The organism is Embleya sp. NPDC059213, assembly GCF_042754445.1.
In the GTDB taxonomy this organism is placed as follows: Bacteria; Actinomycetota; Actinomycetes; order Streptomycetales; family Streptomycetaceae; genus Embleya.
In genome coordinates this window covers 54977-67661 of record NZ_JBHZAV010000014.1, presented here as the reverse complement: position 1 = coordinate 67661, position 12685 = coordinate 54977, and the positions used below count along the sequence as shown (strand labels likewise).

The 12685-nt window shown below is 72.0% G+C and carries 12 protein-coding genes; 6 read left to right on the top strand and 6 right to left on the bottom strand.

The annotated features are described in order from the left end of the window. The first annotated feature begins 47 nt into the window (after positions 1-47). Entirely contained in the window at positions 48-1325 is a 1278-nt protein-coding gene (gene serS / locus ACFXMF_RS08415; RefSeq protein ID WP_360311229.1) for a serine--tRNA ligase, read from the top strand. Beyond that, positions 1322-2116 (top strand): HAD family hydrolase, encoded by a 795-nt coding sequence (locus ACFXMF_RS08410; protein ID WP_360311231.1) that lies wholly within the window; start codon positions 1322-1324, stop codon positions 2114-2116. Before serS ends, ACFXMF_RS08410 begins: the two co-directional genes overlap by 4 nt. Position 2117: 1 nt before the next feature. Here ACFXMF_RS08410 and ACFXMF_RS08405 read toward each other — a convergent pair whose 3' ends face one another. From ACFXMF_RS08405 to ACFXMF_RS08385, 5 genes are all read right to left on the bottom strand, one after another. Next, the gene (locus tag ACFXMF_RS08405) at positions 2118-3377 is read right to left on the bottom strand and encodes a CynX/NimT family MFS transporter (protein ID WP_379987931.1); all 1260 of its coding nucleotides are present in this window, start codon (positions 3375-3377) and stop codon (positions 2118-2120) included. Next, positions 3374-4144 (bottom strand): FadR/GntR family transcriptional regulator, encoded by a 771-nt coding sequence (locus ACFXMF_RS08400; RefSeq protein ID WP_379987932.1) that lies wholly within the window; start codon positions 4142-4144, stop codon positions 3374-3376. Before ACFXMF_RS08400 ends, ACFXMF_RS08405 begins: the two co-directional genes overlap by 4 nt. A gap of 72 nt (positions 4145-4216) precedes the next feature. Then, positions 4217-4693, bottom strand: coding sequence for a hypothetical protein (locus ACFXMF_RS08395; RefSeq protein WP_360311237.1), 477 nt, complete (start codon positions 4691-4693; stop codon positions 4217-4219). Continuing rightward, on the bottom strand, positions 4690-5508 hold the full coding sequence (locus ACFXMF_RS08390; RefSeq protein WP_360311239.1) for an alpha/beta hydrolase fold domain-containing protein: 819 nt from the start codon (positions 5506-5508) through the stop codon (positions 4690-4692). Before ACFXMF_RS08390 ends, ACFXMF_RS08395 begins: the two co-directional genes overlap by 4 nt. A 56-nt stretch (positions 5509-5564) precedes the next feature. Then, positions 5565-6959, bottom strand: a complete 1395-nt coding sequence (locus ACFXMF_RS08385; RefSeq protein WP_360311347.1) for an MFS transporter — start codon at positions 6957-6959, stop codon at positions 5565-5567. Between the two features lie 170 nt (positions 6960-7129). Between ACFXMF_RS08385 and ACFXMF_RS08380 the strand changes: the two genes are divergently transcribed. The 4 genes from ACFXMF_RS08380 (at position 7130) to ACFXMF_RS08365 (ending at position 10780) form a co-directional block, all read left to right on the top strand. After that, on the top strand, positions 7130-7801 hold the full coding sequence (locus ACFXMF_RS08380; RefSeq protein ID WP_379987933.1) for a TetR/AcrR family transcriptional regulator: 672 nt from the start codon (positions 7130-7132) through the stop codon (positions 7799-7801). A gap of 58 nt (positions 7802-7859) precedes the next feature. Further along, positions 7860-8747 (top strand): LLM class flavin-dependent oxidoreductase, encoded by an 888-nt coding sequence (locus ACFXMF_RS08375; protein WP_379987934.1) that lies wholly within the window; start codon positions 7860-7862, stop codon positions 8745-8747. A gap of 85 nt (positions 8748-8832) precedes the next feature. After that, on the top strand, positions 8833-9636 hold the full coding sequence (locus ACFXMF_RS08370) for an HAD-IIB family hydrolase (RefSeq protein ID WP_360311245.1): 804 nt from the start codon (positions 8833-8835) through the stop codon (positions 9634-9636). Positions 9637-9805: 169 nt separating this feature from the next. Beyond that, positions 9806-10780: a phosphotransferase gene (locus ACFXMF_RS08365; protein WP_360311247.1), complete on the top strand. Its 975-nt coding sequence runs from the start codon at positions 9806-9808 to the stop codon at positions 10778-10780. Positions 10781-10849: 69 nt separating this feature from the next. Here ACFXMF_RS08365 and ACFXMF_RS08360 read toward each other — a convergent pair whose 3' ends face one another. Next, positions 10850-12418: a protein kinase gene (locus tag ACFXMF_RS08360; RefSeq protein WP_360311249.1), complete on the bottom strand. Its 1569-nt coding sequence runs from the start codon at positions 12416-12418 to the stop codon at positions 10850-10852. Between the last annotated feature and the right edge of the window lie 267 nt (positions 12419-12685).

The following is a 12685-nucleotide window of genomic DNA, read 5'->3' as shown; positions in this document are numbered from 1 at the left end:
CGTCGCACTCGCGAAATCCGTTGGCGGGGCCCCGGTAGGCTTTGGCCGTGATCGACCTGCGACTGCTCCGTGAGGATCCCGACCGTGTCCGCGCTTCGCAGCGCGCCCGCGGCGAGGACGAGACCATCGTCGACGCGCTGCTCGCCGCGGACGAGCTCCGCCGCTCGTCCGGTTCCCGGTTCGACGCGCTGCGCAACGAGCAGAAGTCGATGGGCAAGCAGGTCTCCAAGGCCAAGGGCGACGAGCGGCAGGAGCTGCTGACCCGGGCCCAGGCGCTGGCAGCCGAGGTCAAGACCGCGGACGCGGAGCAGGCCGAGGCCAAGGCCGAGACCGACCGACTGCTCAAGGCGCTGGCCAACCTGATCGACCCGGACGCGCCGGTCGGTGGCGAAGAGGACTTCGTCACGCTCGAGGAGATCGGCACGCCGCGCGATTTCGCGGCCGAGGGCTTCGAGCCGCGCGACCACGTCGAGCTGGGTCGGATGCTCAAGGCGATCGACGTCGAGCGGGCCGCGAAGGTGTCCGGCTCGCGCTTCTACTACCTCACCGGCGTCGGCGCGCTGCTCGAACTCGCGCTGGTCAACATGGCCATCGCGCAGGCGACCGAGGCCGGCTTCACGCCGATGTTGACGCCCGCCCTGGTGCGTCCGCACGCGATGGAGGGCACCGGCTTCCTCGGCCAGGCCGCGGAGAACGTGTTCCACCTGGAGGCCGACGACTACTACCTCGTGGGCACCGCCGAGGTGCCGCTCGCGGCGTACCACATGGACGAGATCATCCCGGCCGCCGAACTGCCGCTGCGCTACGCGGGCTTCTCGCCGTGCTTCCGCCGCGAGGCGGGCACCTACGGCAAGGACACGCGCGGCATCATCCGGGTGCACCAGTTCGACAAGGTGGAGATGTTCTGCTTCGTCGCGCCGGAGGAGGCCGAGGCGGAGCACCGGCGCCTGGTGGCGTGGGAGAAGGAGTTCCTGAACCGGCTCGAACTGCCGTACCGGGTGATCGACGTCGCGTCCGGCGACCTCGGCGCCTCGGCCGCGCGCAAGTTCGACATCGAGGCGTGGATCCCGACCCAGGGCAAGTACCGCGAGGTCACCTCGACCTCGAACTGCACCGAGTTCCAGGCCCGCCGGCTTCAGGTGCGGATGCGCGACGAGCAGGGCACCCGCCCGCTGGCCACGCTCAACGGCACGCTGTGCGCGGTGCCGCGCACGATCGTGGCGATCCTGGAGAACCACCAGCAGCCGGACGGCTCGGTGGTCGTGCCGGCGGCGCTGCGTCCGTTCCTCGGCGGCCGTGAGGTGCTGGAACCGGTGCAGGCGTGACCTTCTCGCTGGTCGCCACCGACCTGGACGGCACGCTCCTGCGCGAGGACCACACCGTCTCGGCGCGCAACCGTGCGGCGCTGGCCCGGGTCACCGCGGCCGGTGCGAAGCACGTGATAGTGACCGGGCGCGCGGTGTCCTGGACGCGTCCGGTGTTCGAGGCGTTGGGCTACCGGGGGCTCGCGGTGTGCGGGCAGGGCGCGCAGGTCTACCACGCGGGCGAGCAGCGGCTGCTCACGTCGGTCACGCTGGACCGGGCACTGGCCAGGCTGGCCACCGAGCGGTTGACCGAGGAACTGGGCGACGTACGGTTCGCGGTCAGCCGGGACGGGTTGACCGGCGAGGTCGCGGTGGAGCGCGGTTATCCGTACAACCCGGTGTTGCCGGTGCACGTGCTCCGTGACCGCGACGAGCTGTGGTCGGAGCCGATCCTCAAGCTCTACCTGCACCACGACGACTACGACGACGACCGGCTGACCGCGTGCGCCCGCAAGATCTGCGCCGGTCTGGTGGACGTCACGCATGCCGGCACGAACATCGTCGAGTTGTTGCCGCTGGGCCTGAGCAAGGCGGTCGGCCTGTCCCTGGCCGCGCGCAGGCTGGGCGTCAAGGCCGCCGACACCATCGCGTTCGGCGACATGCCCAACGACGTCACCATGTTCAAGTGGGCCGCCCACGGCGTGGCCATGGCCAACGCCCACACCGAACTGCTCGCCGTCGCGGACGAGGTGACCCTGTCCAACATGGACGACGGCGTCGCGGTGGTCCTGGAGCGGCTGTTCCCGGCCTGAGTCAGCCGACGGGTGGCCCGGCGGGCACCGAAACCTCCCGCGCCACGCGCACGTGGATCGGCCGCGAGGCGCCCACCCCGCAGACCAGCGCGCACCCGGACAACACCAGCATCAGCACGATCGGCACGGTCCACCCGCCCGTGGCCTGGTGCAGCGCCCCGGCGGCCAACGGCCCGAACGCGGCGAGCACGTAGCCGACCGCCTGCGCCATCCCGGACAATTGCGCGGCCGTGTTCGGATCCGGCGAGCGCAGCACGATCAGGGTCAGCGCGAGCGACACTGCGGCGCCCTGGCCCAAGCCCAGGATGGCCGCCCACGCCCACGCCCCGCCGGTGGGCGCGACCATCAGCCCCACATAGCCGACCACGATCAGGCCGACCGAGCCGAACACCAGCGGGCTCTGGTTGCGCATCCGACCGGCCAGGATCGACCCGACGAACGAGGCCGGGATCTGCACGAACGTGCTGAACGCGAAGATCGTCGCCGCGGTGCCCTTGCTCATCCCGTTGTCGGTGAGGATGGTCGGCATCCAGGCGAGCAGTACGTAGAACAGCAACGACTGCAGGCCCATGAAGCCGGTCACCAGCCAGGCCAACGACGACTTCCACAGGCCCGGCACGTGCGGCATCGCGGCCGGGACACTCCCGCGCCGGCGGCGCACGTGCGGCAGCCAGACGGCCACCGCCACGAAGGCCAGGAGCGCCCAGACGCCGAGCGCCGGCTGCCAGCCGTGTCCGATGGTGTTCTCCAGCGGCACGGTCGCACCCGCCGACACGGCGGCGCCGAACACCATGGCGGCGCTGTACACGCCGATCATCGCCGCCGCCCGGTGCGGGAACTCGCGCTTGACCACGCCCGGCATCAGCACGTTGAGCACCGCGATCCCGGAACCGACCAGCGCGCCGCCCGCGAACAGCGCGGTCAGGTCCGGAACCACGCGCAGCAGGATGCCGAGGCCGACCACGACCAGCGCACCGAGCAGCACGAGTTCGGTGCCGTACCGGCGGGCCGCGAGCGGCGCGAGCGGCGAGATCAGGCCCAGGAACAGCACCGGTATCGCGGTGATCAGGCTGCCCGTGGTCGCGGACAGATGGAACACCTCGCGCAGTTCGCCCACCAGCGGGGACACGCTGGAGAGCCCGGCCCGCATGTTGAGCGCGATCAGCACGATGCCGGCGAGCAACAACGCGCCACCGGTCGCCCGGGCGGTGCCGCCGGCGACCTTGCCGGTCGGGGGTATGCGCAGCTCGGTCGTGCTCATGCGTCGTGCTCCCTGCGGTGGTGCTTCATCGGGTCGTGCAGCAGTGCGTCGAGGGCGAGCACGGCGGGTTCGAGAATGCGGCGCACGGCCGACTCGGCCGCGTCCGGATCGGCGGCCTCGATCGCCTCGGCCAGCGCCACGTGCAGGCCGTGCGACGCGTCCGGGAGGGTGCCGTCGCCGACCACCGTGCGAATGGCGCGCCACAACGAGTCGCTGAACCAGCGGTAGGTGGCGACCATCGCCGAGTTGTGCGACGCGATCGCGATCGCGGTGTGGAAGGCCACGTCCTGTTCGACCAGGTCGTCCAACTCGCCCTCGGCCGGCTCGCCCCGGTCGAAGTCGTGCGGCTCCGGGCTGTCCGCGCTGCCGTCCGCCGCGCCGCGACGGATCAGTGCGCGGCGGATCCGGTCCAGGTCCTCGGCGGTGCGGCGCTGGGCGGCGAGCCGGGCGGCCTCCACGTCCAGCGCACGGCGCATCTCGAAGATGTCCCGCAGGTCGGCGTGCTCGATCCGGCGGACCAGGTCGCCGGGGTCGGTGGTGGAGCGTACGTAGGTCCCGTCGCCCTGGCGCGACTCCAGCATCCCGGCGTGCACGAGCACGCGGATGGCCTCGCGCACGGTGTTCCGACCGACCCGCAGCCGTTCGGCGATCACGCTCTCGCTGGGAATGCGCGCGCCGACCGGCCAGGTGCCGGCGGTCAGTTGGGCGCGGAGCTGATCGATCGCATCGTCGACGAGGGAACGTCTACCGGCTGCCTGGAGCGACATGGACTCTCCCGAATTCGTGGGGTTGCCCAGTCATCCTACAAGTAGCTGCACAATGCATGCACCGGGGATCGCTCAGCGGCCCGTCGTCGCCGGGACGATCCGGAAGTCCCGCCGGAAGACCAGGTTGTGCAGGTCCGCGGCGGCGATCGCGCGCAGCGTGGGCAGTTCCTCGGCGGCGTCCTCGGGAGTGAACACGTTCAGCGGCCAGTCGCCGACCGTGCCGCCGCGCAGGTGCGGGTGGTGGAAACCGGCGCCGTAGTACGCCCGCAGGAGGATCGGCGCGAGGCCGGCCGCGCGTTGTCGCGGCCAGGACAGCTCCCAGACCGCCTCCAGGCCGCCGTCCCGCGCGGGTCGCACGCCGGTGGCGGTGCACTCGCCGGTGCCCAGCAGCAGATCGTGGTCCAGGTCCGCCAGGGCCCGGCGGGCGTGCGGGTCGAGCAGCGCGACGGCCGCGCGGAACAGCGCCTCCTTATCCGCACGCGAGACCGCGTCGCCGTGGGTGCCATCGCGCAGGTCCGCGAAGTGCCGAAGCAGAGCGCCGTTGTTCATCGGTTCCTCCGGGTGGGTCGGGCCGCGTGGTGGGTCGCCGCGTACGCGGTGCCCAGGCGGTGTCGAAAGCTCGGGTCGGTCAGGAAGGCGCCGTGGCCGGTGCCGGCGGGTTCGTGCAGTTCGACCGGGACACCGGCGGCGCGCAGTCGTCGGGCGTGGTCGCGCACGTCGTCCACGACCGGGTCCAACGCGCCGGCCGCGAGGATCGCGGGGGCGACCCCGGCGAGGTCGGCGGCCTCGCGCGGGGTGCTGTACAGCGCTCGCGCGCCGACGGCGGCCGGGTGGACCGACGCCTGTCCCCGGTACGCCCGCCAGGCCGAGCCGAGCGCGGCCCGGGACGGGAAGGCGGTGGGTCGGCTGCGGTAGGACTCGGCGCGGCGGTCCGGGTCGATCGGCGGGTAGGCGAGCAGTTGCGCGGTGAGCGGCCGGCCCCGGTCGCGCCGGACCAGTGCGGCGCAGGCGGCGATCGTGGCGCCCGCGCTGTCCCCACCGACCGAGAGCGGCTCGGCGCCGACCCGGTCACCGGCCCAGTCCAGCACGGTGAGCAGGTCGAGCAGGGCGGCGGGGTGCGGGTGTTCGGGGGCCAGCCGGTAGTCGACGCCGACCACCGTGGTCGAGGCGACCCGGGCCAGGTGGGCCAGCGCGGGCGCCCAGTCCTCGGTGCCCCCCGAGTGCCAACTCCCGCCGTGCGCCCAGACCAGGAGGCCGGCCGTGCCGGGGCCGCCGGCGAAGATCCGGACCGGGACGTCGTGGTCGGCACCGGGCAGGGTGATCGCCGGCGGCAGGGTGTCGAAGGCGGCGTGGGTCGCGGTCATGACGGATCTCCTCGGTCTGCTCGGCGGCACAGTGTCGAGACTCGCCCGGCCATCGCTCAGGTGGCCGAGCGCCCGGTCCGACGCGGGGCCAGGAACAGGCCCGCCAGCAGCGCGCCGAGCAGGACCAGGGCCGAGTCGACCAGGATCGCCACGCCGACCCCGGACAGGACCGCGTCGGGTCCGGTGCTGCCGAGCGAGTTCATCCGCGCGGTGGCGATCGCGCTCATGATCGGGATGCCCATCGTGATGCCCACCTGCTGGGTCATCGTGGCCAGACCGGTGGCCAGGCCCTGTTCGTCGTCCGGCAGGCCGGAGGTCGCGGTGATCATGAAGCCGACGATCATCAGCATGTTGCCCACACCGCCGACGAAGGTCGCCGCGAGCAGCAGCCAGATCCAGCCGCCCGAGCTGCCCAGGGCGACCAGCGACACGGTGGCCAGGGCCTGGACCACGCCGCCGGCGACGATCGTGGTGCGGGTGCCGAACCGGCCCACCACCCGGCCGCCGAGGGTACCGCCGAGGACCGTGCCGATGCCCAGCACGCCGAAGGCGAGCCCGGTGGCCAGCGGCGAGTAGTCCAGGACCTCCTGGAGGTAGAGCGTGAGCAGGAAGACCAGCGAGGTCTCGGTCACGAACGCGATCAGACCGGTGAGGTTGCCCCACAACACCGAGCGGCGCTTCATGATGCCGACCGGGACCAGCGGCGAGGCGGCGCGGCGCTCGATGAACCAGAAGGCGACCAGGAGCACGACGCCGGCGACCAGCGAGCCGAGCGTGCCGGCCTCGCCCCAGCCCTCGGCGCCCGCCTGGGTCAACCCGAAGACCAGGGCCAGCAGGCCGCCGGTGACCGCGATCGCACCGGGCACGTCGAGCCTGGGCCGGTGGGTCGGCCGGGCGTCGGTGATCACCGACGGCGCGAGAATCAACACCAACGCGGCCACCGGCACGTTGACGAAGAAGGCCCAGCGCCAGGACAACATGTCGGTCAGCAGGCCGCCCAGCACCGCGCCCGCGGTGAATCCGGCCGACATCAGCGCGCCGTTCAGGCCCAGCGCCCGGTCCCGCAGCGGCCCTTCCCGGAAGGCGGTGGTCAACAACGACAGACCCGCCGGAGTCACCGCCGCGGTGGCCAGTCCCTGGAGCACCCGGGCGGTCAGCAACATCTCGGGCGACGTGGCGAAGCCACCGAGCGCGGAGGAGGCGCCGAGCAGCGCCATCCCGCCCAGGAACAGTCGCTTGCGGCCGAACAGGTCCGCGACCCGGCCGAACAGCAGGGTGAAGCCGGCGGCGGTCAGCGCGAACGCGGTGGCCACCCATTGCAGGTTGTTCAGCGAGAAGCCGAGGCCCTCGCCGACCACGGGCAGGGCGACGTTCAGGATCGAGAAGTCCACCGCGATCATGAACTGGGCGCCGAGAAGGAGGGTGAGGATCAGCTTCTGCCGGCCGGTCATCGAGCTGCGCTCGGTGTCGGGTACGGCGGTGGGTGGGGCCGCGACCGGCCTGTCGGTGTGCTCGAGCGTGGACATGTGAATCTCCCGAGATGCTCTAACGGGTCTACTTTCCCGTTAAGATGCTCCGAAGGTAGCACGCTGGAACGACTTAATGGAACAGGAGTCCCGTTATGACCTCGGACGGTCTCGCCGGCGATCCCCCTCCCGGCTCCGCAGGCCATCCCCCGGCGCCGGGAGAGGGGCCGGCCGACCCCGGCACGGTCCGCCCCGGCGGGCGCACCGCCCGGGTCCGCGAGGCGGTGCTGCGCGCGGCCGGGGACGCCCTCGCCGAGCACGGCTTCGCCGGCCTGGACCTGGCCGACGTCGCGCAGCGGGCCGAGGTCGGCAAGACCACCGTCTACCGACGCTGGGGCAGCACCACCGCGCTCGTCGCCGACCTGCTCGTGGACATGGCCGAGAGCTCGGTCGCGCGCACCGAGACCGGCTCACTGCTCGGCGATCTGCGGGCCAACGCGCACTTGGTGCGCCGCACCCTCACCGACGAGCGGCAGGGCGCGCTGTTCAAGGCGGTGATCGCCGCGGCGACCTGCGACGCCCGCACCTCGGACGCGCTGCACGCGTTCTACGCCACCCGGATCAAGGAGTGGGCGCCGTGTGTGGAGGCCGCGATCACCCGCGGCGAGGCGCCGGCCGGAACGGACCCGCACGAGGTGATCCGGGCCGTGTCGGCGCCGCTGTACTACCGACTGCTGGCGAGCGGCGACCCATTGGACGAGGCGAGTGCGGAACTCGCCGCGACGGCCGCCGCCGCCGCGGCCCGGGCGGGGGCGTACGTGCGCTGACCGAACCGAGGCGCCGGCCCGTCGCGGGGTCGGCGCCGCGGGCACGTATGGTCGAGCGATGCGTTTGAGCACTGTGATCCTCCCGATCCACCGCTGGACCGAGGGCCGAAAGGTGTGGCGTCGCGCCGAAGACCTCGGGTTTCACGCCGCCTACACCTATGACCACCTGTCCTGGCGCAGCTTCCGCGAGCTTCCGTGGTTCGGGGCGATACCCACCCTCACCGCGGCCGCGACGGCCACCGAGCGGCTGCGGCTGGGCACCATGGTCACCTCGCCCAACTTCCGCCACCCGGTCACCCTGGCCAAGGACCTCGCCGCCATCGACGACATCAGCGACGGCCGGTTGATCGCGGGCATCGGCGCCGGCGGCACCGGCTTCGACGCCACCGCGCTGGGCCAACGGTCGTGGTCCCCCCGCGAGCGGGCCGACCGGCTCGCCGAGTTCGTCCCGCTGATGGATCGCCTGCTCAGCGAACCGGCGGTGACCCAGGAGGGCACCTACTACACCGCGCACGACGTGCGGATGATCCCGGCCGGCCGGCAACAGCCCCGGGTGCCGATGTACATCGCGGCGACCGGTCCCCGAGGCATGCGCCTGACCGCACGGCACGGCGAGGGCTGGATCACCTACGGCGACCCCCGCGGCCCCAAGGACGTCCCGGCCCAGGACTGCCCGGCCGTGATCGCCGAACAGCTCGCCCGCCTCTCCGACGTCTGCGCGGCCGAGGGCCGCAAGCCCGACGAGTTGGCGAAGGTGCTGCTGCAGGGCTCGACCCTGGAGCGACCGCTGGACTCGCTGGACGCGTTCGTCGACTACGCGGGCCGCTACCGCGAGCTGGGTATCACCGAACTGGTGCTGCACTGGCCGGTGCCGGACTCCGTCTTCGCGGCCGACCCGGTCGTCTTCGAACGCATCGCCACCGAGGGACTGCGCCAACTCGACTGAGCGATCCGGTCCCGCGCACCGGGCGCCCGGACACCGCGCCCGGCCCCGTGGACCCGACGAATCGTTTCTGAGCGAGGATGTACCCGTGACGATCACGAATCGCCCACGCCTAGTGGCCACCGACCTCGACGGCACCATCGTGCGCGACGACGGGTCCATCTCCGAACGCACCCTCGCCGCGCTGGAACTGGTCGAGTCCGCCGGCGCCGAGGTGGTCTTCGTGACCGGCCGTCCACCGCGCTGGATGAACCGCGTCGCCGAGGTCACCGGCCATCACGGCCTGGCCATCTGCGGCAACGGCGCGGTCGTGTACGACCTGCGCGCCGAGCGGATCGTGGGCACCCACACGATGGACGTGACCGCCGCCCGCAAGGTCACCGAGCTGCTTCGCGAGGCGGTGCCGGACGTGTGCTTCGCGGTGGAGACCGAGACCGGGTTCATGCACGAGCCGGACTACCCCGCGGTGGAGCGCGACGTGTCGATCGTGCACGCGGTCGGCCCGGTCGAGGAACTGTTGACCGGGCCGGTGCTCAAGCTGCTCGCCCGGCACCACAGCCTGGACCCGGACGTGTTCCTCGCGCTGGCCCGCGAACGGGCGGGCGCGTACGCGGAATTCACCCACTCCTCGGCGATCGCCCTGGTGGAGATCAGCGCCTTGGGCATCAGCAAGGCCAGTACCCTGGCCTGGTTCTGCGCGCAGCGCGGGATCCGTACCGAGGACGTGGTGGCGTTCGGCGACATGCCCAACGATCTGCCGCTGTTGGCCTGGGCCGGACAGGCGTACGCGGTGGCCAACGCGCACCCCGACGTGCTGGCCGCGGTGGCTCGGCACACCGGCAGCAATCAGGAGGACGGCGTCGCCCAGGTCCTGGAAAAGTTGTTCGGCTGAGTCGGGCCGGCGCCGGTCGGTATCGGTGTACGCACCGGCCGGCTCCTCGAACGCGTGACAACAAAAACACGCTTACGCGTGAAGGTTGCACAGTGTAGTTACTCGATTGCTTTCCGTGACATAGATTGGCGCCGTGTACACCCCCTCCCGGCCAGGGTCCCCACTGGCTGTGACGATCGACCGTTACCGGGTCGGCGAGGCTCTCTCGTTCCGGCCCATCGCCGAGGGCCTCCTCAACCGAGGCTACGAGGTCGTCACCACCAGGGGACGCTGGTTTCTCAAGCACTATCTGGACCAACGACCCGACACCATCCGCTTCCAGCACCACATCACCCAGCGGCTCGCCGTCTGCGGGATACCCGCGCTCCCGCCGGTGGCCGACCGGCGCGGGCGCACCGTGCTCACCTCGCGCGGCCGCTGGTTCGCGCTCTACCCCTGGGTGGAGGGCACCCACCGACGCGGCACCGAGCTCGACGCCCGGGGCTGTGCCCGGGTGGGTGCGCTGCTCGGCGGCGTGCACGTGACGTTGCCCAAGCTGCTCCCGCCTGTCCAACAACCGCTGCTGGTGCCCACCGCCGACCCGCACGAATCGTTGGCCACCGTCGAGCGCCTGCTCACCCGGATCCGCACCCGATCCGAGCCGAGCGCGTTCGACCGGCTCGCCGAACTGCGGCTGATCGAACGGCGCGCGATGTTGCTGCGGCACGCGCACCGACGGCCACGCGACCACGAGGCACCGCGCACCGGCTACGTGCACGGCGACTTCCACCCGCTGAACCTGCTGTATCAGGGCACCGAGCCGGTGGCGATCATCGACTGGGATCGGCTGGCGGCCCTGCCCGACACCGAGGAGCTGGTGCGGGCCGCGCTGATCTTCTTCACCGACCCGATCTCGGGCACCCTCGACCTCGATCGGGTCCGCGACTACGTGGCCGGCTACCGAGGCGTGGTCGACCCGGGACCCACCCAACTCGCCGCCGCCGTGCACCGACTGTGGTGGGAACGACTGAACGACTTCTGGATGCTCACCCGGCACTACCTCGAACACGACCCGCGCTGTGCCCCGCTGTTTCCCGCCTCCGCCGCACTGATCGTGTGGTGGACGATGGCCTACGACGAGGTCCTGAAGGCGTTCCTGGGCTGACGACCGACCCGGTACGCGAAAACCCGCAGGCGCCACGATTCGTGGCGCCCGCGGGTTCGCGGGCTCGGATCAGGGGGTCGTGCCGGTGCCCGGATTGCCCGGACCACTGCCACCGCCACCGACCGGGTCCGGCGGCTTCGTCCCGCCACCCTTGGTCGGTGTGGTGGACGTGGTCGGGCGCGTCGTCTCGGACGGCTTGGTCGGCGGGGGCGAGGTCGGCGGGTGCGTCTGGCCCGTGGTCGTCCCGCCCGGATCCCGCGTGTTGCCGAACGTCGGGTTCGAACGCCACGTCTGCGTCGGAGGGGACGTGACCGTACCCGACGTCGCCTTGCCCGCGTCGGGCTTGTTGCTCGTAGCCGGCTGGGCGACACCGTTGTCGCTCGTCGTGGCGGCGGGCGACTCCCGCTTCGTCGACGGACTGTCGCCGCCCCCGAACCCCTTGGCCAGGAACACCGCCCCGACCGCCACCAGGACCACCGCGAGCGCGGCCACCAGGAAGACCGGCAGCCTGCGCTTGGGCGGCGGGTCGTGCGGCAGGATCGGCAGCGGCCCGGTGCCGCCGTCGTTGGCGGACTGCCCGGGCAGCGTGCCGGTGCCGGGGTGCCCCGCGAGCGGCGGCATCGCGGCGGTGGCCTCGGCCGAGCCGGAGTGCGCCGAGCCCACCGCCGTACCCGCGGCGGCCTGGCTCCACGAACCGAACTCGGGCCGCGGCGCCTGCTGGGTCGGCACCCGCGGCGGAACCGCGACCGAGACCTGCTGACCGGCCAGCGCCCGGCGGATGTCCATCCGCATCTCGTCGGCGGTCTGGTACCGGTCGTCGGGGTTCTTCGCCAGCGCCTTCAACGCGATCGCGTCCAGGTGCGGAGGCACCCGCGGATCCATCATCGACGGCGGCCGGGGATCGTCCTGGACGTGCTGATACACCACCGACAGCGGCGTATCGCCGTTGAACGGCGGGCGCAGGGCCAGCAGTTCGTAGAGCAGGCAACCGCTGGAGTACAGGTCGCTGCGCGCGTCGACGGTCCGGCCCAGGGCCTGCTCCGGCGACAGGTACTGCGGCGTGCCCATGACCATGCCGGTCTGGGTCATCGTGGTCGCCGCGCTGTGCATCGCGCGGGCGATGCCGAAGTCCATCACCTTGACCGCGCCCGAGTTGGTGATGATCACGTTCGCGGGCTTGATGTCGCGGTGGATGATGCCGTGCCGGTGGCTGTACTCGAGCGCCTCCAGGATGCCCTCGGTGACCCGCAGGGCCTGCTCCAGCGGTATCGGGTTGCCCTCGCCGAGCAGTTCGCGCACCGTGCGGCCCTCGACGCACTCCATCACGATGAACGGCACCAGCTCTTCGCCGACCCGGTCCTCGCCCGTGTCGTAGACCGACACGATCGCGGGATGGTTCAGCGACGCCGCGTTCTGCGCCTCGCGGCCGAAACGCGAGCGGGCCACCGGGTCCTGCGCGAGGTCCGGGCGCAGCGTCTTGACCGCGACCGTGCGGCCCAGCCGTACGTCGTGGGCCATCAACACCTCGGCCATGCCGCCGCGACCGAGCTGGCGACCGAGTTCGTAGCGGCCGGATCCGACCGTCTTCACCTGTGTGCCGGACGCCTCGTGCTCGTCCGGTCCCTGCGGCGGGGTCATCGCTCCTCGCCCTGTGCGTCGGGGCGGCCCGCCCGGGGCCGCCGAACTGGGGCGATGGAGTCCGCCGCGTGCAGATCGGAGCGGAAAACACCACGGGAGCGGGGGAGCACGACGGTTCCAACGATCGGCCGGCCACAAAGGCACGCCGACTCGGACGTCAGGGTGGTGGCCGGGGACTCGGCGATCATCCTCGGCAGTCCCCTCACGTGGCGCCCGGGGGTGAACCCGCGCCGAAGTGCAGATGAAATGTGGTGCTTCCTCGGTTCA